This window comes from Billgrantia gudaonensis (genome assembly GCF_900100195.1).
GTDB lineage: Bacteria > Pseudomonadota > Gammaproteobacteria > Pseudomonadales > Halomonadaceae > Halomonas > Halomonas gudaonensis.
The window spans coordinates 1-24,541 of the sequence record NZ_FNES01000019.1 but is presented as its reverse complement, the minus strand read 5'-3'; the positions used below and the strand labels follow the sequence as shown (position 1 = coordinate 24,541).

24 protein-coding genes and 1 other RNA gene are annotated in these 24,541 nt (G+C 64.9%); 10 read left to right on the top strand and 15 right to left on the bottom strand.

Going from position 1 to position 24,541, the window contains the following annotated elements; translation table 11 throughout:
* Positions 1 to 27: 27 nt before the first annotated feature.
* Positions 28 to 2,016 (bottom strand): ATP-dependent zinc metalloprotease FtsH, encoded by a 1,989-nt coding sequence (ftsH, locus tag BLP96_RS17490; protein WP_089688742.1) that lies wholly within the window; start codon positions 2,014 to 2,016, stop codon positions 28 to 30.
* 209 nt (positions 2,017 to 2,225) lie between these two features.
* A complete protein-coding gene (gene rlmE / locus BLP96_RS17485; protein ID WP_245682303.1) occupies positions 2,226 to 2,873 on the bottom strand; it encodes a 23S rRNA (uridine(2552)-2'-O)-methyltransferase RlmE in 648 nt (215 codons plus the stop codon).
* A gap of 156 nt (positions 2,874 to 3,029) precedes the next feature.
* Here rlmE and yhbY point away from each other — a divergent pair, with 156 nt between their 5' ends.
* On the top strand, positions 3,030 to 3,356 hold the full coding sequence (gene yhbY, locus BLP96_RS17480) for a ribosome assembly RNA-binding protein YhbY (RefSeq protein WP_089688738.1): 327 nt from the start codon (positions 3,030 to 3,032) through the stop codon (positions 3,354 to 3,356).
* A gap of 104 nt (positions 3,357 to 3,460) precedes the next feature.
* On the opposite strand, the gene greA is transcribed toward yhbY, so the two are convergent.
* The 6 genes from greA to BLP96_RS17450 form a co-directional block, all read right to left on the bottom strand.
* Positions 3,461 to 3,937: a transcription elongation factor GreA gene (gene greA / locus BLP96_RS17475; protein ID WP_089688736.1), complete on the bottom strand. Its 477-nt coding sequence runs from the start codon at positions 3,935 to 3,937 to the stop codon at positions 3,461 to 3,463.
* Entirely contained in the window at positions 3,934 to 7,164 is a 3,231-nt protein-coding gene (gene carB / locus BLP96_RS17470) for a carbamoyl-phosphate synthase large subunit (RefSeq protein WP_089688733.1), read from the bottom strand. Before carB ends, greA begins: the two co-directional genes overlap by 4 nt.
* Positions 7,165 to 7,214: 50 nt before the next feature.
* Positions 7,215 to 8,360: a glutamine-hydrolyzing carbamoyl-phosphate synthase small subunit gene (gene carA / locus BLP96_RS17465; RefSeq protein ID WP_089688732.1), complete on the bottom strand. Its 1,146-nt coding sequence runs from the start codon at positions 8,358 to 8,360 to the stop codon at positions 7,215 to 7,217.
* A gap of 253 nt (positions 8,361 to 8,613) precedes the next feature.
* Positions 8,614 to 9,417 (bottom strand): 4-hydroxy-tetrahydrodipicolinate reductase, encoded by an 804-nt coding sequence (gene dapB, locus BLP96_RS17460; protein WP_089688730.1) that lies wholly within the window; start codon positions 9,415 to 9,417, stop codon positions 8,614 to 8,616.
* Between the two features lie 70 nt (positions 9,418 to 9,487).
* The gene (locus BLP96_RS17455; protein WP_245682302.1) at positions 9,488 to 10,396 is read right to left on the bottom strand and encodes a DMT family transporter; all 909 of its coding nucleotides are present in this window, start codon (positions 10,394 to 10,396) and stop codon (positions 9,488 to 9,490) included.
* Positions 10,393 to 10,671: a DUF2218 domain-containing protein gene (locus BLP96_RS17450; protein WP_089688728.1), complete on the bottom strand. Its 279-nt coding sequence runs from the start codon at positions 10,669 to 10,671 to the stop codon at positions 10,393 to 10,395. Before BLP96_RS17450 ends, BLP96_RS17455 begins: the two co-directional genes overlap by 4 nt.
* A 368-nt stretch (positions 10,672 to 11,039) precedes the next feature.
* Here BLP96_RS17450 and BLP96_RS17445 point away from each other — a divergent pair, with 368 nt between their 5' ends.
* From BLP96_RS17445 to BLP96_RS17435, 3 genes are read left to right on the top strand one after another with little or no spacing between them, the layout of a single operon-like run.
* The gene (locus BLP96_RS17445) at positions 11,040 to 12,134 is read left to right on the top strand and encodes an ABC transporter substrate-binding protein (RefSeq protein WP_422666828.1); all 1,095 of its coding nucleotides are present in this window, start codon (positions 11,040 to 11,042) and stop codon (positions 12,132 to 12,134) included.
* 1 nt (position 12,135) lies between these two features.
* A complete protein-coding gene (locus tag BLP96_RS17440; RefSeq protein WP_218118630.1) occupies positions 12,136 to 13,230 on the top strand; it encodes a FecCD family ABC transporter permease in 1,095 nt (364 codons plus the stop codon).
* Positions 13,224 to 13,973, top strand: coding sequence for an ABC transporter ATP-binding protein (locus BLP96_RS17435; protein WP_089688724.1), 750 nt, complete (start codon positions 13,224 to 13,226; stop codon positions 13,971 to 13,973). The genes BLP96_RS17440 and BLP96_RS17435 overlap by 7 nt, the downstream gene beginning before the upstream one ends.
* Here the strand turns inward: BLP96_RS17435 and BLP96_RS17430 are convergent.
* The 4 genes from BLP96_RS17430 to grpE all read right to left on the bottom strand — a co-directional run bounded on the left by BLP96_RS17430 (position 13,951) and on the right by grpE (position 18,995).
* A complete protein-coding gene (locus BLP96_RS17430; protein WP_089688723.1) occupies positions 13,951 to 14,850 on the bottom strand; it encodes a DMT family transporter in 900 nt (299 codons plus the stop codon). The genes BLP96_RS17435 and BLP96_RS17430 overlap by 23 nt on opposite strands.
* Positions 14,851 to 15,036: 186 nt before the next feature.
* Positions 15,037 to 16,188 (bottom strand): molecular chaperone DnaJ, encoded by a 1,152-nt coding sequence (gene dnaJ / locus BLP96_RS17425; protein WP_089688721.1) that lies wholly within the window; start codon positions 16,186 to 16,188, stop codon positions 15,037 to 15,039.
* 105 nt (positions 16,189 to 16,293) lie between these two features.
* Complete coding sequence (gene dnaK, locus BLP96_RS17420; protein WP_089688719.1) at positions 16,294 to 18,228, bottom strand: molecular chaperone DnaK; 1,935 nt, start codon at positions 18,226 to 18,228, stop codon at positions 16,294 to 16,296.
* Between the two features lie 119 nt (positions 18,229 to 18,347).
* Positions 18,348 to 18,995: a nucleotide exchange factor GrpE gene (grpE, locus tag BLP96_RS17415; protein WP_089688811.1), complete on the bottom strand. Its 648-nt coding sequence runs from the start codon at positions 18,993 to 18,995 to the stop codon at positions 18,348 to 18,350.
* A 229-nt stretch (positions 18,996 to 19,224) separates the two neighbouring features.
* Here grpE and recN point away from each other — a divergent pair, with 229 nt between their 5' ends.
* Positions 19,225 to 20,901 carry a DNA repair protein RecN gene (gene recN, locus BLP96_RS17410; RefSeq protein ID WP_089688718.1) on the top strand — a complete coding sequence of 559 codons (1,677 nt, stop codon included), beginning with the start codon at positions 19,225 to 19,227 and terminating at the stop codon, positions 20,899 to 20,901.
* A gap of 82 nt (positions 20,902 to 20,983) precedes the next feature.
* On the opposite strand, the gene fur is transcribed toward recN, so the two are convergent.
* Entirely contained in the window at positions 20,984 to 21,430 is a 447-nt protein-coding gene (gene fur / locus BLP96_RS17405; protein WP_089688716.1) for a ferric iron uptake transcriptional regulator, read from the bottom strand.
* Positions 21,431 to 21,502: 72 nt separating this feature from the next.
* On the opposite strand from fur, the gene BLP96_RS17400 reads away from it, so the two are divergent.
* On the top strand, positions 21,503 to 21,997 hold the full coding sequence (locus BLP96_RS17400; protein ID WP_176761555.1) for an outer membrane protein assembly factor BamE: 495 nt from the start codon (positions 21,503 to 21,505) through the stop codon (positions 21,995 to 21,997).
* Between the two features lie 25 nt (positions 21,998 to 22,022).
* Here the strand turns inward: BLP96_RS17400 and BLP96_RS17395 are convergent, their stop codons facing one another.
* On the bottom strand, positions 22,023 to 22,343 hold the full coding sequence (locus BLP96_RS17395; protein ID WP_089688712.1) for an RnfH family protein: 321 nt from the start codon (positions 22,341 to 22,343) through the stop codon (positions 22,023 to 22,025).
* Positions 22,333 to 22,767: a type II toxin-antitoxin system RatA family toxin gene (locus BLP96_RS17390; RefSeq protein WP_089688710.1), complete on the bottom strand. Its 435-nt coding sequence runs from the start codon at positions 22,765 to 22,767 to the stop codon at positions 22,333 to 22,335. Before BLP96_RS17390 ends, BLP96_RS17395 begins: the two co-directional genes overlap by 11 nt.
* Before the next feature lie 127 nt (positions 22,768 to 22,894).
* On the opposite strand from BLP96_RS17390, the gene smpB reads away from it, so the two are divergent.
* The 4 genes from smpB to BLP96_RS19965 form a co-directional block, all read left to right on the top strand.
* Positions 22,895 to 23,386, top strand: a complete 492-nt coding sequence (smpB, locus tag BLP96_RS17385; protein WP_089688708.1) for an SsrA-binding protein SmpB — start codon at positions 22,895 to 22,897, stop codon at positions 23,384 to 23,386.
* A 40-nt stretch (positions 23,387 to 23,426) separates the two neighbouring features.
* Positions 23,427 to 23,805: a transfer-messenger RNA gene (gene ssrA, locus BLP96_RS17380) on the top strand.
* 270 nt (positions 23,806 to 24,075) lie between these two features.
* Complete coding sequence (locus BLP96_RS17375; RefSeq protein WP_089688706.1) at positions 24,076 to 24,288, top strand: Arm DNA-binding domain-containing protein; 213 nt, start codon at positions 24,076 to 24,078, stop codon at positions 24,286 to 24,288.
* On the top strand, positions 24,266 to 24,541 hold a 276-nt coding region (locus tag BLP96_RS19965; RefSeq protein WP_143005133.1), incomplete at its 3' end, for a transposase. The genes BLP96_RS17375 and BLP96_RS19965, both read left to right, overlap by 23 nt.

The window sequence follows — 24,541 nt, the reverse complement described above, 5'->3', positions numbered from 1 at the left end:
GGCGCCTGCTGCTGCGAGCTCGCGGCCTCAGGAACCGGCCGGCCCGCCCAATGGGTCGGAAGGACGGCGACGCGGCTCGTCGTCCTCCTCGTCGTCCCCGTTCCCATCATCGGCCGCCGGTTCGTTGTCGGCCGGTTGGATGTCATCGGCGGTGACCGGCGAGCCGCTGCCGGAAGAATCGCCATCTTCCCAATCCTTGGGTGGGCGAGGCGTACGACCCTCCATGATGTCCTTGAGTTGATCGGCATCGATGGTCTCGTACTGCATGAGCGCCTCGGCCATGGCATCGAGCTTGTCGCGATTGTCCTCGAGAATCTGCTTCGCCTTGGCATAGCACTCGTCGATGATCTTGCGCACTTCCTTGTCGAGCTTGGTAGTGGTCTCGCCCGACTTGAGCTTGCCGCCCTGACCCGGGCCGCCGAGGAACTGGTGCGACTCGTCCTCGTCGTACATCACCGGCCCCATCTCCTCGGAGAGCCCCCACTTGGCGACCATGTTGTGGGCCAGCTCGGTGGCACGCTTGATGTCGTTCGACGCACCGGTGGTGACGCCGTTGGGACCCAGCGTCATCTCTTCGGCGATGCGGCCGCCGAACAGCGAGCAGATCTGACTGATGATCTGCTGACGCGACAGACTGTAGCGGTCCTGCTCGGGCAGGAACATGGTCACGCCCAGCGCGCGACCGCGCGGAATGATGGTCACCTTGTAGACCGGGTCATGCTCCGGCATCACCAGACCGATGATGGCGTGCCCGGACTCGTGGTAGGCGGTATTGAGCTTCTCCTTCTCGGTCATGACCATGGAGCGGCGCTCGGCGCCCATCATGATCTTGTCCTTGGCCAGCTCCAGCTCCTCCATGCCCACCAGGCGCTTGTTGCGCCGTGCGGCGAACAGCGCCGCCTCATTGACCAGGTTGGCCAGGTCGGCACCCGAGAAGCCCGGCGTACCGCGGGCGATCAACGTCGGCTTGACGTCGTCGGCCAACGGCACCTTGCGCAGATGCACGTTGAGGATGTGTTCGCGACCGCGAATGTCGGGCAGCGGCACCACCACCTGCCGGTCGAAGCGGCCCGGGCGCAGCAGCGCCGGGTCGAGCACGTCGGGACGGTTGGTGGCGGCGATGACGATGATGCCTTCGTTGGCCTCGAAGCCATCCATCTCTACCAGCAGCTGGTTGAGCGTCTGCTCGCGCTCATCGTTGCCGCCGCCCATGCCGGCGCCGCGCGAGCGGCCCACGGCATCGATCTCGTCGATGAAGATGATGCACGGCGCCTGTTTCTTGGCCTGCTCGAACATGTCGCGTACGCGCGACGCGCCCACGCCGACGAACATCTCGACGAAGTCCGAACCGGATATCGAGAAGAAGGGTACCTTGGCCTCGCCGGCGATGGACTTGGCGAGCAACGTCTTGCCGGTACCGGGCGGGCCCACCATGAGAACGCCACGCGGGATCGTCCCACCCAGGCGCTGAAACTTGGAAGGATCGCGCAGAAAGTCGACCAGTTCCTCGACTTCTTCCTTGGCTTCGTCGCAGCCGGCCACGTCGGAGAAAGTGGTCTTGACCTGATCGTGGGAGAGCAGCTTGGCCTTGGACTTGCCGAAGCTCATCGGCCCGCCCTTGCCGCCGCCGCCGCCCTGCATCTGACGCATGAAGAACATGAAGATGGCAAGGATCAGCAGGATCGGGAAGCTGGCGATCAGCAGCCGAGTCCACAGGCTCTGCTGTTCGGGCTCCTTGCCCACCACCGTCACGTCGTTGGCCAGCAGATCATCCATCAGCTTGGGATCATCCGCCGCCGGTCGGATGGTCTGGAACTGCGAACCATCGTTGCGCTCACCGGTAATGGTGTAGCCATCGATGGTGACGCTGCGTACCTGCTGATTCTGCACCTGTTGGACGAACTGCGAGTAGTTCATCGTCTGCGGGGTGCTATCGACGCTGAAGTTGTTGAACACCGTCAGCAGCACTGCCGCGATGACCAACCACAGAATCAGGTTCTTTGCCATATCATTCAAGGGAGTACCCTCACTACAAGCAACTGTCGGCCAATGACGCCTAGGTCTGGGACCACGCGTACGACACTGGCGTTCCCACGCCATGGCCGTTTGGCCGTCTAGACTCACTGTGACACAGATGAGCCGCCTTGTCCGGCCATTACGCCATTAGTCTGTTTCTATCGGCAGCCGAGCCCTCGGCTGCCGGACATCGAGCGGCCGAGCTTCGCTCAGCCACGAAATCCGTCTGCCAGCAGGTAGACCTCACGAGAACGCGAACGTGACGCCTCCGGCTTGCGCGTGACGACCCGTCGAAAGCGTTCGCGCAGCGCCTTGAGATAGGCGTCGAAACCCTCACCCTGGAACACCTTGGCGAGGAAACGCCCCTCCGGCCTGAGCGTCTGCTGGGCCAGGTCCATGGCCAGCTCCACCAGGTACATCGCCTGGGGTTGGTCGATGGCGGCCATGCCACTCATGTTGGGGGCCATGTCCGACATCACAAGGTCCACCTCGCGATCGCCCAGCGCAGCGAGAATCGACTCGAGCACCGCCTCTTCGGTGAAATCGCCCTGAATGAACTCGACGCCGGCCAGGGCATCCATCTCGAGAATGTCGGAAGCGATCACCAGCCCCTCGGGCCCCACCTTTTCCGCCGCCACCTGGCTCCAGCCGCCGGGCGCGGCCCCCAGGTCGATCACCGTCATGCCGGGCCGCAGCAGGCGGTCCTTTTCATCGAGCGCCAACAACTTGTAACTGGCGCGGCTGCGATAGCCGTCCTGCCAGCTTTGCTGCACGAAGCGATCGTCGAAATGCTCCTTGAGCCAGCCGGATCGACGACGCGAGGCGCCATCGCGCGAGGAAGGAGTGGAACGAGCCACGACATCACCTTGACAACGAAACGGGTAAGCGTGAAGAGGGCCAGGGGCCCACGGGCGGCGTAGGATGCGAATTGGCGGGGCTCCGCCATGCTTTCGCCAACTGGCGTTTCCCCGTACCATAGCGGGCTGCGCGCAACCGGGAAGACGCAAGATACCATGAGCTTGTCACAGGCACAAAAGAAAGCATTTCGCAGCATCGGGCATTACTTGAACCCGGTGGTCACGGTCTCCGAGAACGGCCTCTCCGAGGGCGTGCTGGACGAACTCGACCGGGCGCTGACCGACCATGAGCTGATCAAGGTCAAGCTCGCCCTGGCCGAGCGCGACGACCGCGCCACCATGCTCGACGAGTTGCTGAAAGCCAGCAACGCCGAAGCGGTGCAAACCATCGGCAAGGTGGCCCTGCTCTACCGGGCGAGCCCCCAAGGCAACCCCAAACTCTCCAACGTCAAACGCTTCGAGAACCATCACGGGCGGCGCTGACGCGCCAGCGGTGAGCTTCGGGCTCCGGGCGGCGAGCAACTTCACAAAAAGCCCGCGATCGATTGTCGCGGGCTTTCGCTGGATCGTAGCTCGTAGCTCGTAGCTCAGAGATGCTCGACCCCGGCGATCTCGTACTCGACTTCGCCGCCAGGTGTCTTGACCACCACCACGTCGCCCTCCTCTTTGCCGATCAAGGCCCGAGCGATGGGCGAGGTGACCGAAATACGTCCCTCTTTGATGTTCGCCTCATCCTCGCCGACGATGCGGTAGCGCACCTCCTCGTCGGTATCGAGGTTGATCAGCTCCACCGTAACGCCAAAGATCACCTTGCCGGTCTTGGGCAGCTTGGTGACGTCGATCACCTGGGCGCTGGAGAGCTTGCTCTCGATCTCCTGAATGCGCCCTTCGATGAAGCCCTGCTGCTCTCGGGCGGCGTGGTACTCGGCATTCTCCTTGAGATCACCGTGCTCACGGGCTTCGGCGATGGCGGCGATCACCCTGGGGCGCGCCTCGCTCTTGAGTTCCTCGAGCTCCTTGCGCAGGCGCGCCTCCCCAGCAACGGTCATCGGGACCTTGTTCATTGCGTTGCTCCTGCATGCAGTTCCTGAAGCCGCCGCACCGTGATGGCATTGCCGTATTCGAGCGCCAGACAAACGGCGCTCGCCCCTGCCAGGGTGGTGGCATAGGGCACCTTGCGGGCAAGCGCGGTACGGCGGATGACCGAGGAGTCATTGATCGCCTGACGACCCTCGGTGGTATTCACGATATAGGCGATCTCGTCGTTCTTGAGCAGATCGACGATGTGCGGGCGGCCCTCATAGACCTTGTTGACGATCTCGACCGGCAGGTCGGCCGCTTCCAGGGCGGCGGCGGTACCACGCGTGGCCACCAGAACGAATCCCAATGCTAGCAGAGAACGGGCCACTTCGATAACACCCACCTTGTCCGGATCGCGCACCGAGAGAAACGCCTTGCGCTCGCCGGTCAGTGCCGGGATTGCCTCACCGGCACCCAACTGCGCCTTGTAGAAGGCCTCGGCGAAGGTATCGCCCGAGCCCATCACCTCGCCGGTGGACTTCATCTCCGGCGACAGGATGGGGTCGACCCCGGGGAACTTGTTGAACGGGAAGACGGCCTCCTTGACGCTGTAGAAAAGCGGCACGACTTCCCGCTCGAAACCCTGCTCGGCAAGGCTGGTGCCGGCCATGCAACGCGCCGCCACCTGAGCGAGCGACGTGCCGATGCATTTCGAGACGAAAGGCACGGTGCGCGAGGCACGCGGGTTGACCTCGATGACGTAGATCTCGTCGTCCTGCCAGGCCAGCTGCACGTTCATCAGCCCCTTGACGCCGAGCTCCACGGCCATCTTCTCGACCTGGTGGCGCATCTCGTCCTGCACTTCGGCGGGCAGCGAGTAGGGCGGCAACGAACACGCCGAGTCGCCGGAGTGCACCCCGGCCTGCTCGATGTGCTGCATGATGCCGCCGATCACCACCCGCTCACCGTCGGAAACGGCATCGATGTCGATCTCGATGGCGGCATTGAGGAAGTGGTCGAGCAGCACCGGCGAGTCGTTGGAGACCTTGACCGCGTGGGTCATGTAGTTCTCCAGCTCGGAGGCATCGTAGACGATCTCCATGGCGCGCCCGCCCAGTACGTAGCTGGGGCGCACCACCAGCGGGTAGCCGATCGCCTCGGCCTTGACGAAGGCCTCGTCGAAGCTGCGCGCGGTGGCGTTGGGCGGTTGCTTGAGGTCGAGCTTGTCGATCATCTGCTGGAAGCGCTCGCGATCCTCGGCGCGGTCGATGGCATCCGGCGTGGTGCCGATGATCGGTACGCCGGCGGCCTCCAGCTCGCGGGCGAGCTTGAGCGGCGTCTGACCGCCGAACTGCACGATCACCCCGACGGGCTGCTCCTTGTCGGCGATCTCCAGCACGTCCTCCAGGGTCACCGGCTCGAAGTAGAGCCGATCGCTGGTGTCGTAGTCGGTGGAGACGGTTTCCGGATTGCAGTTGACCATGATGGTTTCATAGCCGTCGTCACGCATGGCGAGCGCAGCATGCACGCAGCAGTAGTCGAATTCGATGCCCTGGCCGACGCGGTTGGGCCCGCCACCCAGCACCATGATCTTCTGGCGATCGGAGACCTCCGCCTCGCACTCCTCCTCGTAGGTGGAATACATGTAGGCGGTGTCCGAGGCGAACTCGGCGGCGCAGGTATCGACGCGCTTGTAGACCGGGCGGATGCCGGCCTTCTGGCGGGTCTTGCGGAACTCTTTCTCGGCAACGCCCAGCAGGCTCGCCAGGCGGGCATCGCTGAAACCCTTGCGCTTGAGCCGGAAGAGCTCGCGAGGGGTGAGCTCGGAGAGCGAGCGCTTGGCCACGTCCTGCTCGAGGCGCACCAGCTCCTCGATCTGCACCAGGTACCAGCGATCGATCCGGGTCAGGGCGAAGACCTCGTCGACGCTGAGCCCACCGCGAAGGGCGTCGGCCACGTAGAAGATGCGATCGGCCCCAGCCGCCTGCAGTTCGCCCTTGATGTGGGCCATGGCGTCATCGGTGAATTCGGTCACCTTGGGGTCGAGACCGTCGTTGCCGGTCTCCAGGCCACGCAGCGCCTTGTGCAACGACTCCTGGAAGGTGCGGCCGATCGCCATCACCTCGCCCACCGACTTCATCTGGGTGGTCAGGCGGTCGTTGGCCTGGGGAAACTTCTCGAAGGTGAAGCGCGGAATCTTGGTGACCACGTAGTCGATGGACGGTTCGAACGAGGCCGGAGTGCGCCCGCCGGTGATGTCGTTGGCGAGCTCGTCCAGGGTGTAGCCCACCGCCAGCTTGGCGGCGATCTTGGCGATGGGAAAACCGGTGGCCTTGGAAGCCAACGCCGAGGAGCGCGACACCCGCGGGTTCATTTCGATGACCACCATGCGCCCGCTGTCCGGATCGACGCCGAACTGCACGTTGGAGCCGCCGGTCTCGACGCCGATCTCGCGCAGCACCGCCAGCGAGGCGTCGCGCATGATCTGGTATTCCTTGTCGGTCAGCGTCTGGGCCGGGGCCACGGTGATCGAATCGCCAGTGTGCACGCCCATGGGGTCGAAGTTCTCGATGGCGCAGACGATGATGCAGTTGTCGTTGCGGTCGCGAACGACCTCCATCTCGTACTCTTTCCACCCCAGCAGCGACTCGTCGATGAGCAACTCGTGGTTGTTGGAGAGCTCGAAGCCGCGGGTGCAGATCTCCTCGAACTCCTCCTTGTTGTAGGCCACGCCGCCGCCGGAGCCGCCCATGGTGTAGGAGGGGCGAATGATCACCGGAAAGCCGAGTTCGCCCTGGATCTGCCAGGCCTCGTCCATGCTGTGGGCCACCTTGGCCTTGGGGCACTCCAGGCCGATGCGCTTCATGGCCTGGTCGAAGAGGTCACGATCCTCGGCCTTGTTGATGGCATCGGCGTTGGCGCCGATCATCTCCACGCCATGCTTGGCGAGCACGCCGTGCTTGTCCAGGTCGAGGGCGCAGTTGAGCGCTGTCTGGCCGCCCATGGTGGGCAGGATGGCGTCGGGGCGCTCGGCTTCGATGATCTTCTCCACCGCCTGCCAGGTGATCGGCTCGATGTAGGTGGCGTCGGCCATCACCGGGTCGGTCATGATGGTGGCCGGGTTGGAGTTGACCAGGATGACCCGGTAACCCTCCTCGCGCAGGGCCTTGCAGGCCTGGGCGCCGGAATAGTCGAACTCGCAGGCCTGGCCAATGACGATGGGGCCGGCGCCGATGATCAGGATGCTGTGGATGTCGTTACGCTTGGGCATGGTGCTTCCCGCAGAATAAAGGATGACGGACGAGGGGCGGCTCCCGGTCGCTAGCGATGCGCCTGCATCATCGCGACGAAACGGTCGAACAGCGGCGCGACATCGCGCGGACCGGGACTCGCTTCAGGGTGTCCCTGGAAGCTGAAGGCCGGGCAATCGGTGCGTTCGATGCCCTGCAACGAGCCGTCGAACAGCGAACGATGGGTCGCGCGCACGTTGCTCGGCAGGGTCGCCTCGTCGGCGGCGAAGCCATGGTTCTGGCTGGTGATCATCACCTGACCGCTGTCGAGATCCTGCACGGGATGATTGGCCCCGTGATGGCCGAACTTCATCTTCACCGTCTTGGCCCCGGAAGCCAGTGCCAGCAGTTGATGCCCCAGGCAGATGCCGAATACCGGAAGCTGGGTCTCGAGAATCTCCCGGATGGCCTCGATCGCGTAGTCGCAGGGCTCGGGATCGCCGGGGCCGTTGGCCAGGAAGACGCCGTCGGGATTCATGGCCAACACTTCGGCAGCCGGGGTCTGGGCCGGCACCACGGTCAGACGGCAGCCGCGCGAGGCAAGCATGCGCAGGATGTTGCGCTTGACGCCGTAGTCATAAGCGACCACGTGATAGGGCCGCTCGATGGCCGTTGCATCGGCATAGCCTTCACCCAACGCCCACTCGCCCTCGCTCCACTCGTAGGGCGTCTGGCAGGAGACCACCTTGGCCAGGTCCATGCCCTTGAGGCCGGGAAAATCGCGCGCTGCGGCGAGCGCCCGCTCGACGGCGTCGTCGCCCTCGGCGGCGGGGCCGGCGAGGATCGCGCCGTTCTGGGCGCCCTTGTCGCGCAGGATGCGGGTCAGGCGGCGGGTATCGATGTCGGCGATGCCCAGCACGTTCTGGCTGGCCAGGTAGTCGGAAAGCGTCCGCTCGCAGCGGAAGCTGCTGGCGAGCAGTGGCAAGTCGCGGATCACCAGGCCGGCGGCGGCGATGGCGCCGGACTCGACGTCCTCGGCGTTGACCCCGGTATTGCCGATGTGCGGGTAAGTGAGGGTCACGATCTGGCGGGTATAGGAAGGATCGGTCAGGATCTCCTGATAACCGGTCATGGCCGTATTGAACACCACCTCACCGCTGGTCTGCCCATCGGCACCAATGGCCGTGCCGTGGAATACACTGCCCTCTTCCAGGGCCAGTATCGCGGGTCTGTTCAACGCAACGTCCTCCCATGCTCGTCAAGGAATTCTAGTCGGCTCGCGCATCTGCCGACGACCGGGCTCGACCGTCGAGCAGTCGCAAAAAAGCGGGACGAAACCCGATGCAGACCGGTTTCATCCCGCTTGTTGTCATTCGCTCGGAATGCCTGGGCCGAAGCAACAAGCGCTTTGAAGGGGCTTTCGACCCAGCGCCCGGCCAAAATTTTAGGGATGTTACAGGATATGGCGTTCGACGCCTACCCCCGTCAGCTTACAGCCCCAGCACATCCGCCATGCCATAGCGGCCGTTGCTCCGCTCGGCCACCCAGCGCGCCGCGCGTACTGCACCCTTGGCGAAGGTCATGCGGCTCGAGGCCTTGTGAGTGATCTCGATGCGCTCGCCCTCGGTGGCGAACATCACCGTGTGTTCGCCGACGATGTCACCGGCGCGCACCGTGGCGAAACCGATTTCCTTGGGGTCGCGGGGCCCGCACTGGCCGACGCGCTCGAAGACGCCGTGCTCATCGAGGTTGCGACCCAGGGCCTCGGCCACCACCTCGCCCATCTTCAGCGCCGTACCGGAGGGCGAGTCCACCTTGTGACGATGGTGCGCCTCGATCACCTCGATGTCGTAACCCTCGTCGCCCAGCGCCCTGGCCGCCGTCTCCAGCAGACTTAGGGTGAGATTCACCCCGACGCTCATGTTGGGCGCGAAGACCATGGGCACCTTGTCGGCATAGCCATCGAGCTCGGCGAGCTGGTCGCTGTCGAGGCCCGTAGTGCCGATCACGATGCGCTTGCCATGGTCGGCGCAGAACGCCAGGTTGGCCAGCGTCACCCGAGGGGCGGTGAAGTCGATCAGCACGTCGAACTCATCGACGATGGCCTCCAGCGAATCCGCCGCCGCCACGCCCAGCCTGCCGAGCCCGGCCAGCTCTCCGACGTCCGCCCCGGCCAGTGAACTGCCCGGTTCGACGACGCCGCCGGCCAGGGTGGCGCCATCATCCTGCTGCACGGCATTGACCAGAGTGCGGCCCATGCGGCCGGCGACACCCACGATGGCGATACGGGTCATGTTCACTCCTGTGAAAAGCGCTAGCGGTTCGAGAATGGGCAGCAGTATACCAGAGCCGACACCCTCGCCATCAGTGGGCCGAAGGCTCGCGCTGGCACATCAGCAAAGCCATGGCCACGATCACCAGCGCGCTGCCCGGCAGCCACTCCCAGCCCAGGCGCCCCGGCGACTCGACGAACAGCAGCAGCATGGAAACGAAGGGCACCAGGTAGCCATAGGCGGTGACGGCCCCGGGGGTGAGCACCGCCGTGGCGCGTTGCAGCAGCCAGAAGGTCAGGGCGCTGGAGAAAAGCCCCAGGTAGACGAGCAGCATGGCATCGCCGATACGCATCGCCGCCAGCCGCTCCACCGGCTCGATGGCGAGGCCCAGCGCCCCGATCAGCGCTCCGCCCACTCCCAGGCTCCAGAACGTGCGCACCGCCGCCGAGTCGGCCAGCCGGCCGGTGGCGAGCCCCCATTTGCTGAGCACCGGATAGAGAGCCGAAGCGATGCAGCCTAGAAAGAACACCGTCTCACCACGGCCGAAGCGCCATTCGCCCGCCTGACCCAACGACTCGGCGAAGGCCAGGGCCAGGGCGCCACCGGCGCCCAGCGCCAGGATGGCCGGTAACCGCCAGGCCAGGCGCTCCACGCCGAAACCGAGACCCAACAGATAGGCGAGCAGCGGCACGCTGACGTAGAGCGTCGACATGGCCAGCGCCGTGGCATGGTGCGCCGCCCAGAACATGGCGCCGAAGAAACCGGCCAGGCACAGCCCCATGATCCCATAGAGCGGCAACGCCTGCAGGGCAGGCAGGAACCCCGGCGCACGCCGTGCCAGCCAGTAGAGCCCGGCGCAGGCGATGGCGAAGCGCAGTGCGGTGAGCGTGAATGGCGGCAGTTCCCGCATCAAACCCACCGCCGGGAAGGAGAGCCCGACCAGCAGCGCCCACAGCAGCATGCCGAAGTGGGCCGCGCGGGGCGAGAGCGCCCCACTCACGTCTCCCAGACGATATCCAGGTTCTCACCGTCCAGCGCTTCGAGGGCGGCATCGACCTTGGCCTCGAGCTGGTCGAGCGACTCGTCGTCCAGCGTCTCCAGCGCCACGATGAGCTTTTCCGCCTCGGGGTAGAGAACGCAGGTGCCTTCGGAGAACACCACGCACACCCGTTCGCTCTCGCGGCGCACCTGTTGCGACTCGGACCACTCCTCGCACAGGCGCTCGATCAGGCTCGGCGCATCGTCGACGGGAATCTCGGCTCGTGAAATCGGCATCGCTGCCTCCGCTCGTGTGGATTTACCTGCTCAGCCTAAGGCCAGAAAAGCCCTCGGCGCCAGCCCTCGTCTCGATCAAGCAGCCCGCAAGACGATGAGCGTCGCCCCTTGGCAAGCCCGTTCCCGTGGCGTCACCTCGACGGTGAGACGAGATTTCGCCATACTTCCGTCTTACGAATCGCAATGATCCTCAATGTCACCCTTAAGCGCCGACGAGGCCGGGGCGCTGTGTTGCGTTGCTTCGTCTCAGTTGCTGCCTGTGGCGCCGCTTCACCCGACACGATGTCTTTGCCCGATTTCAGCGATGACCCTCAACACGCGATAAGGACCCGCACATGATACCCCAACTGCTCAAAGCAGCCTGCGGTATGGCACTCGCCCTCGGCGGCACGGTCGCCCAGGCCGGGGCGATCACCGTCACCGACGTTGCCGGCCGCGAGCTCACCGTCGATGCCCCCGTGGATCGCGTAATTCTCGGCGAGGGGCGCCAGATCTACTTACTGGCCGCACTTCAGCCGAGAGACCCTTTCGAGCATGTGGTGGGCTGGCGTGAGGACTTTCCCCAGGCCGACCCGGACAACTACGCCGCCTACGCCGCCAAGTTCCCCGAACTGAAAGACATTCCGACCTTCGGTGGTTTCAAGGACGGCACCTTCGATGTCGAGCAGGCCGCCGCACTCGAGCCGGACGTCGTGCTGATGAACCTGGAGGCCAAGGCCGCTACCGAGGACGCCGCCTATGACGACAAGCTCGCCGAGCTGGGCATTCCCATCCTTTACGTCGACTTCCGCGAGGCACCGCTCGAGCACACCATCCCCTCCATGCGACTGATGGGCAAACTGCTGGGTGAAGAAGCGGCCGCCGAGGCCTTCATCGACTTCGCCGAGGCGCAGATGGCACGCGTCACCGAAACCATCGAGAGCGCCGACCCCGAGCGCCCGCGCGTCTTCGTCGACCGAGCCGGCGGCTATTCCGAGGATTGCTGCATGAGCTTCGGCCCCGGCAACTTCGGCGAATACGTCGAGATCGCCGGGGGCACCAACATCGCCGACGGCATCATTCCGAACACCTTCGGCTCTCTGAACCCCGAGCAGATCATTGCTGCCGACCCGGCCCACGTCGTTGTCACCGGCGGCAACTGGGACGCCTACGTACCCGGCGGAGCCTGGGTCGGCGTGGGTCCCGGCGCCGACATGGACGCCGCCCGTGCCAAGCTCGATGCGCTGACCGAGCGCACCGCCATGACCGGCATCGAGGCCGTCGACACCGACAACTTCCATGCCATCTGGCACCAGTTCTACAACAGTCCCTACTACTTCGTCGCCGTACAGCGGCTGGCCAAGTGGTTCCACCCGGAGCTGTTCGCCGACCTCGACCCAGAAACCACGCTGCGGGAGCTGCACGAGCGCTTCCTGCCGGTGGACTACGAGCCGGGCTACTGGCTGTCGCTGAAGGAGCACTGAGATGTCCACTGGCACGAGCGCACCGAATCCCGAGCGGCTCGCCACGGCCGACGATAGCCCAGCGGGGCGCGGCTTCTACCGCGCTCTGGTCGTCCGCCGTCAGCTGATCCTCGCCGCCCTGACGCTGACGCTGTTCCTGAGCCTGTGTGCCGACCTCGCCCTGGGGCCGGCCCGATTCGGCCTAGGCGAGGTCATCGCCGCCCTGCTCGCCCCCGAGGCGGTGAGCCAGCAGGTTCGCGTCATCCTCTGGGAAATCCGCATGCCGGTGGCGCTGATGGCCCTGGTGGTGGGCGCCAGCCTATCGGTGGCCGGGGCCCAGATGCAGACCATCCTCAGCAACCCGCTGGCCAGCCCCTTCACACTGGGCATCTCCGCCGGGGCGAGCTTCGGTGCCGCCCTGGCACTGGCCTTCGGCGTGGTGATCGTGCCGGCGGCAATCGACTACGTGATTCCGATCAACGCCTTCATCATGGCCATGCTGACCGCCTTCGCGATCCACGCGCTGAGCCTCAAGCGCGGGGTGACCATCGAGACCATCGTGCTGCTGGGCATCGCCATGGTGTTCATCTTCAACGCGTTGATGGCGCTGATTCAGTTCTTCGCCAGCCAGCAGGCCGTGTCCGCGGTGGTGTTCTGGACCATGGGCAGCCTGACCAAGGCAACCTGGCCCAAACTGTGGATCGCCCTGGGCGTACTGGCCGCGGCTCTGCCGCTGCTGGCCCGCCACGGCTGGGCGCTGACCGCCATGCGCCTGGGCGATGCCAAGGCCGAGAGCCTGGGGGTGAAGCCTCGCGCCCTGCGTCTGGAAGTGCTGGTGCTGGTTTCGCTGCTCGCCGCCATCGCCGTGGCCTTCGTCGGCACCATCGGCTTCATCGGTCTGGTCGGTCCGCATATCGCTCGCCTGCTACTGGGCGAGGATCAGCGCTTCTTCCTGCCGGGCTCGGCTTTGTGCGGTGCACTGATCCTCTCCATCGGTTCGGTGCTGTCGAAAATCCTGATCCCGGGAACCATCATCCCTATCGGGATCATCACCTCATTGGTGGGCATTCCCTTCTTCCTATTCCTCGTACTCAATCACAAGAAGGCCTCATGGTAACGCTCACGCTCGACAGGCTGTCGGCTCACTATGGCCGGCAGCCGATCCTCTCCGAAGTCACCACGCCCGGTTTCGAGGGCGGACAGATCGTGGCGCTGCTCGGTCCCAACGCCGCGGGCAAGTCGACCCTCTTTCGGCGCATCCTCGGGCTGCTCAAGGGCGGCGGCGAGGTACGCATCAGCGGTGCTGTCACCGATCGCCCCATGGCCTACATGCCCCAGGACACCGGCGCCAACGCGGTGCTGACGGTCTACGAGTCGGTGCTGCTGGCACGGATGCAGGGGCGGGCCCTGAAGGTCCAGGACGACGACCTCTGCGAGGTCGACCGTGCCTTGGCCGAGCTGGGAATCGCCTCGCTCGGCGAGCGCGACATCGGCGATCTCAGCGGAGGCCAGCGCCAGCTGGTGGGCGCGGCGCAGGCCCTGGTGCAGAACCCCGAGATTCTGCTTCTCGACGAGCCGACCTCGGCGCTGGATCTGCACCGCCAGATTCAGCTGCTGTCGATCCTGCGCCGGCTGGCCCGGGAGCGGCAGATGCTGGTGATCGCAGCGCTGCATGACCTCGGCCATGCATTGCGCTTCACCGACCAGGCAATGGTGCTCCAGAAAGGCCGGCTGGTCGCCTGCGGACCGACCGTGGAGGTAGTCACCCCCGAGCTACTGCACCGCGTCTACCAGGTGACCGCCCGGATCGAGCCCTGCTCGAAAGGGCGGCCGCAACTCATTGTCGAAGAGGCCGTCTGACCCGGCGCCCCTCCAGCGCCGCCAGACCCGCCCCGCCCAGGACGAGGGGCAAGGCCAGCAGGAACCCACTGGACAACGGCAACCCGAAGATCAACAGGTCAGCCAACACCGGCCAGATCAACGCCACGTACTCGAAGGGCGCCAGCCGAGAGACCTCGGCGTAACGCAGCGCCAGGGTCATGCAGATATGGGCGGCACCGCCGAACAGCCCGGCCAGCACCAGCAGCACCAGCGTCGATCCCGACACGGCCGTCCAGCCCAGCGGCAGGGTTGCCAGGCCCGCCAGGGTCGTGGCCAGCACGAAGTAGAAGGCGATGGAGGCCGGGGTCTCGGTGCGCGAAATGCGTCGCACCGTCACCAGCGCGCCCGCCGTCAGCACGGCGGCGAGGACCCCCAGTGCATAGCCCAGGATTCGCCCCCGCTCCTGCCCATCGCCCAGCTCGGGCACGACCAGCACGGCCACGCCCGCCAGCACCAGGGCCAGCGCCGCCGCTCGATGCCGGGAAAAACGCTCGCCCAGCAGCACCACGCCGCCCACTGCCATCACCACGGGTGCCAGCTGCGCCAGCAGCGTCGCCTCGGCCACCGGCAACCGGGCCACCGCGGCGAAGGAGGCGAACATCGCCGCCGCGCCCAGCCCCGACCGCATCAGGTGTCCGGCAGGCCGCCGAGTAGCCAAGGCTGCGGGAAACTCCCGACGCCAGGCCATGAAGGCCACGATAGGCAACAGTGCGAAGGCCGAACGGAAGAAGACGGCCTGGCCCAGGGGCACCTCCGCGCTCACCGCCTTGACGCACACCATCATCCCTGAGAAAAGAATGCCCGACAGCAGCCGAAGCACGATGCCGGCCAACGGCCGGTCCGCGACGTTGTCCATGAGTGTCCTTGAGCGTCATTCGAGTCGAACGGATACAGCGCTCCGCGTGCACGAGAGAGGCGGCTATGGTACCCCGGGGATGGGAAACATTCCTATGTTCGGCCGGCATTTCATGGGACAAAACACGACGAGGCCCCGCCTCCTTGTGGAGCGCGGGGCCTCGAACGTGCCGTCGAGAACGTTGCCTTACGGCTTCATGTCCTCGAAGAACTTCTTAACGCCGTCGAAGAAACTGGTCTTCTTCGGGGAGTGGCGGCTGTTGCTGCCGTCGAGGCTCTCCTGGAACTTGCGCAGCAAGTCCTTCTGCTCCTCGTTGAGATGCACCGGGGTCTCGACCACCACCTTGCACAGCAGGTCGCCCGGCGGGCCGCCACGCACCGGCTTGACGCCCTTGCCGCGCAGGCGGAACAGCTTGCCGGTCTGTGTCTCTGGCGGAATCTTGAGCTTGACCCGGCCATCCAGGGTCGGCACCTCCAGCTCGCCGCCGAGTGCGGCGTCGACGAAGTTGATCGGCACCTCGCACTGCAGGTGGCGCCCGTCGCGCTGGAAGATGTGGTGCGGCTTGATGTGCACCTGAACGTAGAGGTCGCCCGGCGGGCCCCCGTTGATACCGGCTTCGCCCTCGCCATTGAGACGAATGCGGTCGCCGGTGTCCACGCCGGCGGGAATCTTCACCGAAAGCGTGCGAGTCTCGCGTACCCGGCCTTCGCCGTGGCACTTGTGGCACGGCACCTTGATGTGCTGGCCACTGCCGTGGCAGGTGGGGCAGGTCTGCTGCACGGCGAAGAAGCCCTGCTGCATGCGTACCTGTCCCATGCCGTTACAGGTCGGGCAGGTCTCCTTGCTGGAGCCCGGCTCGGCACCGGCACCGTCGCAGCGCTCGCACTCGACGTGGCGTGGCACGCGGATGTCCACGCTGGTGCCGGCCACGGCGCTCTCCAGATCCAGCTCGAGGTTGTAGCGCAGATCGCTGCCGCGCTGCGGCGCGTTGGGGTTGCGCCGCCCCCCTCCGCCGAAGATATCGCCGAAAACGTCGCCGAAGATGTCACTGAAACCGCCGGCACCCGCACCGCCGAAGCCTCCCTGGCCGCCGCCGAACCCACCGGCCTGGCCGTCGACCCCGGCGTGGCCGAACTGATCGTAGGCGGCGCGCTTCTCGCTGTCGGCCAGCACTTCGTAGGCTTCGGAGACTTCGCGAAACTTCTCCGCCGCCGTGTCGTCATCCGGGTTGCGGTCCGGGTGATATTTCTGCGCCAGGCGTCGGTAGGCCTTCTTGATGTCCTTCTGGTCGGCATCCCGCCCGACGCCCAGCACCTCGTAAAAATCGCGTTTGGACATGAGTCCTTGCGCCTCCTGGTCTAGGCAGTGTCCGCCCCAGCCGCGGAAACGGCAACGCGGGAGTCGTGCCCCCGCGCTGCCGTCATCCCTGGCAAGGCCTGGTGGTTACCGCTTCTTCTGGTCGTCGTTGACTTCCTCGTACTCGGCGTCAACCACGTCTTCGTCGGGCTTGCTGGCACCATCACCGTCCCCGTCGCCGGCCTGCGACTGCTCCGCATCGGCCTGTTCGGCGTAGAGCTTCTGGGCCAGCTGGCCCGAGGCCTCGGTCAAGGCATCCAGCTTGGCCTGGATGGCTTCCTGATCGTCGCCCTTGACGGCTTCTTCGAGCTCGTCGATGGCACTCTCGATCTTCTGCTTCTCGTCGTCGCTGGCCTTGTCGCCGGCTTCTTCGAGGGTCTTGCGCGCAGCGTGAACCATGCCGTCGGCCTGGTTGCGCAGCTGGACGAGTTCCTCGAACTTCTTGTCCTCGTCGGCATGGGCCTCGGCGTCCTGGACCATCTGCTCGATCTCTTCTTCGGAGAGACCGCTGGACGCCTTGATGACGATGGACTGCTCCTTGCCCGTGGCCTTGTCCTTGGCCGAGACGTTGAGAATGCCGTTGGCATCCAGGTCGAAGGCGACCTCGATCTGGGGTACGCCGCGCGGTGCCGGCGGAATGTCGGCCAAGTCGAAGCGACCCAGCGACTTGTTCTGACCAGCCTGCTTGCGCTCGCCCTGGAGCACGTGGATGGTCACGGCGGTCTGGTTGTCGTCCGCGGTCGAGAAGGTCTGAGTCTTCTTGGTCGGAATCGTGGTGTTCTTCTCGATCAACGGAGTCATCACACCACCCAGGGTTTCGATGCCCAGCGTCAACGGGGTCACGTCGAGCAGCAGGACGTCCTTGACGTCGCCGCCCAGCACGCCGCCCTGAATGGCTGCGCCCACGGCCACCGCTTCGTCTGGGTTGACGTCCTTGCGAGCCTCCTTGCCGAAGAACTCGGCCACGGACTTCTGCACCATGGGCATGCGAGTCTGGCCACCGACCAGGATGACGTCGTCGATCTCGGAAGCGGACAGTCCGGCATCCTTGAGCGCGACCTTGCACGGCTCCATCGAGCGCTTCACCAGATTCTCCACCAGCGACTCCAGCTTGGCGCGGGTCACCTTGACGTTGAGGTGCTTGGGACCGGTGTTGTCCGCCGTGATGTAGGGCAGATTGACGTCGGTCTGCTGGGCACTGGAGAGCTCGATCTTGGCCTTCTCGGCGGCTTCCTTGAGGCGCTGCATGGCCAGGTTGTCGCCGGAGAGGTCGATGCCGCTGTCGGCCTTGAACTGGTCGACCAGGTAGTTGATCAACGCCAGGTCGAAGTCCTCGCCGCCCAGGAAGGTGTCGCCGTTGGTGGCCAGCACCTCGAACTGGGTCTCGCCGTCGACGTCGGCCACCTCGATGATGGAGATGTCGAAGGTGCCGCCGCCCAGGTCATAGACCGCGATGGTCTTGTCGCCGCGCGACTTGTCCATGCCGTAGGCCAGCGCCGCCGCAGTGGGCTCGTTGATGATGCGCTTGACCTCGAGGCCGGCGATGCGGCCGGCGTCCTTGGTGGCCTGACGCTGGCTGTCGTTGAAGTAGGCGGGCACGGTAATGACCGCCTCGGTGACTTCCTCGCCAAGGTAGTCCTCGGCGGTCTTCTTCATCTTCTTCAGCACTTCGGCGCTGACCTGCGGCGGAGCCAGCTTCTTGCCCTTCACTTCGACCCAGGCGTCGCCGTTGTCGGCCTCGGTGATCTTGTAGGGCACCATCTTGATGTCCTTCTGGACGACATCGTCCTTGAAGCGACGGCCGATCAGGCGCTTGATGGCGTACAGGGTGTTGTGCGGATTGGTGACCGCCTGGCGCTTGGCCGCCTGCCCCACCAGCGTTTCGCCGTCGTCGGTGTAGGCGATGATGGAAGGCGTCGTACGGGCGCCTTCAGCGTTTTCGATCACCTTGGCGCTGTCGCCTTCGAGCAGGGCCACGCAAGAGTTGGTGGTCCCCAGGTCAATACCGATGATGCGTCCCATAGGAAATCCTCGAATTCGTTGCCTTGATCCGTGTCTGCGGCGCTTGCCGCGGGTTTGTCGTCTATCTGGGGGGCGGGGCATGACTTTTCAAGTCCGCCGCCGCCCTTTCGCTGACCGCCTCAGTCGGCGCTCTGGCTGACCACCACCATCGCCGGGCGCACCAGGCGGCCGTTGAGCAGGTAGCCCTTCTGCACCACTTCCATCACGCTATTGGGCTCCATCTCGGGGTTGGGCACCATGGCCATGGCCTCGTGGTACTGCGGATCGAAGGGCTCGCCCTGGGGCTCGATCACTTCGACGCCGAACTTGCCCAGCACGTCGAGCTGCATCTTGAGCGTCATCGACACGCCCTCGCGATGCGCCTCGGTGGCATCCTCGCCCATGGCGTCGAGCGCTTTTTCGAGGCTGTCGATGACCGGCAGCAGTTCCTTGACGAACTTCTCGAGGGCGAACTTGCGCGCCTTCTCGGCCTCCTGCTCGGCCCGGCGGCGCACGTTCTGTGCCTCGGCAGCAGCGCGCAGAGCCTGGTCCTTGGCTTCGGCCAGGCTCTGCTCGAGCTCCTCCACCTTGGCGGCCAGCACTTCGGCCTCGGGGTTGTCGCCGCTCGTCTCGGCGTCGGCGGGCTCGGCCTCGCTGGCGAGCGCCTCGGCCTCGTCGGCACCCTCGATCGCACCGGCCTCGTCCGGCGTCTGTTCGGGCTGCATCTCGGCCTCCTGCTCCTGTCTCGCCAGCTCGTCGTCCAGCGGGGTCTGGGATTGCTTGGCCATGAAGGTCTCCTGCAACTGTGACTCGGCCCGCGACTGGCGGGCCATGAACGGGTATCGGTGTAAGGTGGCAATCTGCCGCCTATATGGGGGCCATCGCGTCGATCTCAAGGCAACGCCTGCAGCGGATGTCCCGCGTGCATTGAGAGCGTCCCTGAGCTACTGTATATAAACCCAATGATATTGTACGGACATCCAGGCCCTAGCCCGGGCTGGAGACCAGGAGGGAATGATGCTCACGCAGCTAGCCATTCGCGACTACGCCATCGTCGAGTGCCTCGACCTGGAGTTCACCGGCGGAATGACCGCCATCACCGGCGAAACCGGGGCCGGCAAGTCGATCCTGCTCGGCGCACTGGGGCTATGTCTGGGCGAACGGGCCGACAGCGCCAGCGTGCGCCACGGATGCGAACGCGCCGATGTCAGCGCCCGCTTCGAGATCGCCGAGCTGCCAGCGGCGCAATCCTGGCTGGAAGCTCGCGAGCTGCCCGTCGATGATTGCCTGCTGCGCCGCGTGGTCACTGCTGCCGGTCGCTCCAAAGCGTGGATCAACGGCCAGCCGGCTACCATCGCCGACCTCAAGGCACTCGGCGAATGTCTGGTCGAGATTCACGGCCAGCACGCCCATCAGGCGTTGCTGCGCGAAGAGACCCACCAGCGACTGCTCGACGACGTGGCCGGCCAGCGTGCTGCCGTCGCCGAGCTCACCGACACTTTTCACCGCTGGCAGACGAGCCGGCGCCGCCTCAAGCAGCTCACGACCAGCGGCGACGAAACCGAGGCGCGCCGTCAACTGCTTCACTATCAAGTAGAGGAGCTCGATCAACTGGCATTGGCTGAAGACGAGCTGTCCAGCCTGGAGCAGGAGCAGGCCGAACTCGCCCACGCCGAGGAAACGCTGCACGATGCCCAGTTCGCCGCCGAGTGCTGCGACCATGACGAGGGCAGCGCGCTGGCGTTGCTCACGCGCGCCACCGGACGGCTCGATGCTCTTCCGCCCCAAGCGCGAGAGCGACTGGCGGAACCGCTGGGCATGCTCGAAGAAGCCCGCATCCAGATCGAAGAAGCCGCCCGCGAGCTGCACCGCTTCGTCGACACCACCGAACTCGATCCGGAACGACTCGCCTGGGTGGAGGCCCGGCTCGCCGATGTGCATCGCATCGCCCGCAAGCATCATGTCATGCCGGACGAACTCGAGGCGCACCATCGCCGACTGCGCGAGGAGCTCGACGGGCTCGAGGGCAGCGACCAACAGGTCGAGGCACTGCGCGCCGAAGTGGAGTCCCTGCGCGACAGCTGGCGCAGTCAGGCGCAGCGGGTGGGCGAGGCGCGCCGGCAGGCCGCTGGCCGCTTCGCCAAGGCGGTGCAGGAGCAACTCGGCCTACTCGCCATGGACAAGGCGCGCTTCGAAGTGGATGTCAGCGAGCGCGAAACGCCCCAGGCCGAAGGCATGGAAAGGGTGAGCTTTCTGATCAGCGCCAACCCGGGCCAACCCCCGCGCCCCCTGGCCCGGGTGGCATCGGGAGGCGAACTGTCACGCATCAGCCTTGCCATTCAGGTGGTGGCAGCCCAGCACTCCACCATTCCCAGCCTGGTGTTCGACGAGGTCGACGTGGGCGTCTCCGGCGCCACTGCAGAAATCGTCGGGCGCCTGCTGCGCCGCCTCGGCGACGGCGGCCAGGTGATGACCGTGACCCACCTGCCACAGGTGGCGGCGCAGGCCCACCAGCATCTGCACATCGCCAAACAGGCACGCGAAGAAGCCACCCATACCGAGATGGCGCTACTCGACGAGGCCGGCCGGGTCAGCGAACTGGCCCGCATGCTGGGCGGGGTGAAGCTTTCCGACCGGACCCTGGCACATGCCCGTGAAATGCTCGATGCCGGTCAGCTCAGCGCTCATCACTGACCGCCCGAAATCCACGCACGACGAAACCCCGGTGCGCTAAAGCAGCGTACCGGGGAATCGAAAATCGCATCAGCAAGACAGGCTACTTCTTCTGGATGCCTTCCTGTCGAGTGGCGCTCGAGCCCTTGGGCCGCACGTACAGCACCAGAGCGTGATCGACGAGTTCGTAGCCGTGCTCCTCGGCGATCTCCTGCTGGCGCCGCTCGATGACCTCATCGAAGAACTCGACGATCTCGCCGCTTTCCAGGCACACCATGTGATCGTGATGCTCTTCCTGTGAGAGCTCGAACACGGCATGCCCACCGTCGAAGTTGTGGCGGATGACCAGGCCGGCCGACTCGAACTGCGTCAGCACGCGGTACACCGTCGCCAGGCCTACGTCTTCGCCGGCATCCAACAAGGTCTTGTAGACATCCTCGGCGCTGAGGTGATGCTGGCCTTCAGCGTTCTCGAGGATCTGCAGAATCTTCACGCGCGGCAAGGTGACCTTGAGGCCCGCCTTGCGCAGTTCATGGTTTTGGTCGGCCATGGTCGCTCTTCGCAGTATCAGGTAGGGTCGGGTATGATCGACCGAATCCACGATAGTGAAGAACCGACTCAAATGCAAAAGCTGATCAAAACCGTCTGTCTTACTGCTGCCCTCTCCCTGGCCGGTGGCTGCAGCTACGTAGGTGTCTACAAACGCGACCTGCCCCAGGGCAATCTGGTTACCGAAGACATGGTCGAACAACTGCGACCCGGCATGAGCCAGCAGCAGGTGGTGGACGTGATGGGCCGCCCCCTTCTCGAGGCTCCCTTCGATGCCACCCAGTGGGACTATGTCTTCCGCCTGGACGAAGCCTACGGCGACGTGCAGCAGCGCCGCCTGACCCTCACCTTCAGCAACGGTCAGCTCGCCGACATCGATCGCGAAGGCGACTTCGAGACCGATATCGAGTTGCGTCCGCAGGAGGGAGCCGGACCGGCTGTCGAGGGCACCGATCCCACGGAAGCGCTGCCGGGACCGGCCCCCAGCACCACTCCTGACGCACCGGAGACCGGAGGCACGGTGCCCTCCGGCGGAGAACCATCAGACGATGATGGACTGGTCGACTGAGCGGTGCACTGCCTGACCGCCCGTCTCAGCGGCCAGCACGCGCCAGACGGGCGACTTTGGGATCGATCGTGAGCGGCCGGTAGACCTCGACTCGATCTCCGTCACGCAGGCGATGATCATCCGGGTCGCGCAAGCGCTGCCCGAAGATGCCCAAATCAGGCTCGGCGAATGTCGCCGGCGCCACCTCTGGGAAGAGTGCCTCGAGCCCCGCCTGCCGAACGGCCTGGCTGGCAGTGGTGCCGGCAGGCACTCGCAACGAGACGATGCGCTGCTTCTCGGGCAGGGCGAAAGCCACTTCGACGGTGAGGGTCGCGCCTTCGGCAGGCGTGGCATCGCTAGCGGCCATAGAGTTCGTCAGCGCGGCGCGTGAAAGAGTCCACCAGCTGCCCAGCCACCTGCTGAAACAGCTTGCCGAATGCCATGCCGAGCAGGCGATTGGCGAACTCGAACTCCAGCTCCAGGCACACCTTGCAGGTATTCTCGCCCATGGGCAGGAACAGCCAGCGTCCGCGCAGGCGCTTGAAAGGTCCGCTGACCAGCGACATCTCGATGCGTTCTGGCTCGATCAGGTCGTTGCGCGTGGTGAAGCTCTGCTCGATGCCGGCCCGACCCAGCGTCATCTCGCCGATCAGGTGCGAATCGTCACGTTCGAGCAACCGCGCATGCCGACACCCCGGCAGGAATTCCGGATAGCGTTCGAAGTCATTGACCAGTTCGAACATGTCCCGTGGCGGGTGCCGCACCAGGGCGGACCGGTTGACCGTTGGCATTGCGCTCTCCGCTGACTTCACTGGGCCCAGGGCGTATGATGAGCCGTTGTTTCACGCCTTGAATGGTATCACGCTTCCCCCCACATCGAAGGGTCGAAGCCACCGGCAGAACACGACACGAGGTTCCATGGCCAACAAGAAAGGCAAAGGAAAGGGCCCCGGCAACAACGTCATCGCCCAGAACAAGAAGGCACGCTTCGAGTATCACATCGACGAGACCTTCGAGGCGGGCCTGGTGCTCGCCGGTTGGGAGGTGAAGAGCCTGCGCGCCGGGAAGGCACAGCTCACCGACACCTACATCCTGGTCAAGGACGGCGAGGCCTGGCTGCTGGGCAGTCATATCATGCCGCTCAACACCGCCAGCACCCACGAGGTGGCCGATCCCACGCGGACGCGCAAACTGCTGCTGCATCGCAAGGAGATCGCCAAGATCTTCTCGCGTTCCCAGGAGAAGGGGCACACCTGCGTGCCGCTCAAGCTGTATTGGAAAGGCAATCGGGTGAAGTGCGAACTGGCGCTGGTGACCGGCAAGAAGCTCCACGACAAACGCGCCACCGAAAAGGACCGCGACTGGCAGCGCCAGAAAGGGCGCATCATGCGGGAACAAAACCGCGCCTGAGGTGTCGTAACGGTGCGTATCCTGATAGGATGCGTGTTACGGGGGCGACATGGTTTCGACGCCGGTGACAACCCCTGCGGTGCATGCCGAGAGCGTGATGTATCTCGTAAATCCAACATCACGACTAAATAGTCGCAAACGACGACACCTACGCTCAGGGCGCGCTGGCAGCTTAAACCTGCTGGCTTCTAGCCCGGCCCCGAAGCGATGTGCCCATTCATCGCGGAGGGGATATGAGCCAAGACTGATGGGATCGCGGTCGGCGGCGTCCTCCCGTCGATCGTTAAACTTTAGAGGAATCGCGCTGCTGGATCCTGCCCGTCGGAGCCAGCGGCGTTAAATGAAAAGACGGACCTAAGCATGTAGAGCCAATGGGCGAGTGCCGGCGGACGCGGGTTCAATTCCCGCCGCCTCCACCAACAAGCAGTTCCAGGTAGTTCCAAACAACACCAGGAACCGCACAAAAAAGGGCCTCACGGCCCTTTTTTGTTGCCAGAAGATCCCAGAAGATTCCTTGACATGCCCCCATCCGAAGGGGCATATGTGGGGGCATAACGTCGAAGCCTCAAGATGATGCCCCCAAAACAATGCTGGCGCTAGCACAGCATGCATGCGGAGTCGAATCATTTGCCGCAGCCTTGTGGGCATCTTGAGCGGGGCAAGACACCATCATAGGACGAGATGCCCCCATGAGCCGCCTGACCAACAAGCTGTCCGCAACTGCCGTACGCAACGCCAAACCCAAGGACAAGACCGTCAAACTGGCCGACGGTGGTGGCCTCTACCTGGAGATCACTCCAACCGGCAGCAAGTACTGGCGCATGAAGTACCCTATGCGTCAACGTAGTTGTCACCTAAACGGATTGAGAGGTGATCAACATGCGTTACCCCGCAGAGCGTAAGGAAGCCATCCTCAAGAAGATGGCGCCGCCGATGAGCATAACCATCCCGGAACTGGCCGAGCAGGAAGGCATCACCGCGACAACCCTCTACAATTGGCGGAAACAGGCCAGAGCACGAGGACAGGTTTTGCCATCACGTTCGAACGAGCCCGACCAGTGGACCAGCCAGGAGAAATTCCAGATCGTCCTGGAGACGGCCCCGATGAACGAGGCCGAACTCAGCGCCTATTGCCGCGAGCGTGGGCTCTACCCC

Bases quoted from the DNA above. Each gene is read 5' to 3' on its own strand.
- yhbY (WP_089688738.1), top strand. From the start codon at position 3,030: ATGAGCTTGTCACAGGCACAAAAGAAAGCATTTCGCAGCATCGGGCAT.
- greA (WP_089688736.1), bottom strand. From the start codon at position 3,937: ATGAACAAGGTCCCGATGACCGTTGCTGGGGAGGCGCGCCTGCGCAAG.
- carB (WP_089688733.1), bottom strand. From the start codon at position 7,164: ATGCCCAAGCGTAACGACATCCACAGCATCCTGATCATCGGCGCCGGC.
- dapB (WP_089688730.1), bottom strand. From the start codon at position 9,417: ATGACCCGTATCGCCATCGTGGGTGTCGCCGGCCGCATGGGCCGCACT.
- BLP96_RS17450 (WP_089688728.1), bottom strand. From the start codon at position 10,671: ATGCCGATTTCACGAGCCGAGATTCCCGTCGACGATGCGCCGAGCCTG.
- BLP96_RS17445 (WP_422666828.1), top strand. From the start codon at position 11,040: ATGGCACTCGCCCTCGGCGGCACGGTCGCCCAGGCCGGGGCGATCACC.
- BLP96_RS17440 (WP_218118630.1), top strand. From the start codon at position 12,136: ATGTCCACTGGCACGAGCGCACCGAATCCCGAGCGGCTCGCCACGGCC.
- BLP96_RS17435 (WP_089688724.1), top strand. From the start codon at position 13,224: ATGGTAACGCTCACGCTCGACAGGCTGTCGGCTCACTATGGCCGGCAG.
- BLP96_RS17430 (WP_089688723.1), bottom strand. From the start codon at position 14,850: ATGGACAACGTCGCGGACCGGCCGTTGGCCGGCATCGTGCTTCGGCTG.
- dnaJ (WP_089688721.1), bottom strand. From the start codon at position 16,188: ATGTCCAAACGCGATTTTTACGAGGTGCTGGGCGTCGGGCGGGATGCC.
- dnaK (WP_089688719.1), bottom strand. From the start codon at position 18,228: ATGGGACGCATCATCGGTATTGACCTGGGGACCACCAACTCTTGCGTG.
- grpE (WP_089688811.1), bottom strand. From the start codon at position 18,995: ATGGCCAAGCAATCCCAGACCCCGCTGGACGACGAGCTGGCGAGACAG.
- recN (WP_089688718.1), top strand. From the start codon at position 19,225: ATGCTCACGCAGCTAGCCATTCGCGACTACGCCATCGTCGAGTGCCTC.
- fur (WP_089688716.1), bottom strand. From the start codon at position 21,430: ATGGCCGACCAAAACCATGAACTGCGCAAGGCGGGCCTCAAGGTCACC.
- BLP96_RS17400 (WP_176761555.1), top strand. From the start codon at position 21,503: ATGCAAAAGCTGATCAAAACCGTCTGTCTTACTGCTGCCCTCTCCCTG.
- BLP96_RS17395 (WP_089688712.1), bottom strand. From the start codon at position 22,343: ATGGCCGCTAGCGATGCCACGCCTGCCGAAGGCGCGACCCTCACCGTC.
- BLP96_RS17390 (WP_089688710.1), bottom strand. From the start codon at position 22,767: ATGCCAACGGTCAACCGGTCCGCCCTGGTGCGGCACCCGCCACGGGAC.
- smpB (WP_089688708.1), top strand. From the start codon at position 22,895: ATGGCCAACAAGAAAGGCAAAGGAAAGGGCCCCGGCAACAACGTCATC.
- BLP96_RS17375 (WP_089688706.1), top strand. From the start codon at position 24,076: ATGAGCCGCCTGACCAACAAGCTGTCCGCAACTGCCGTACGCAACGCC.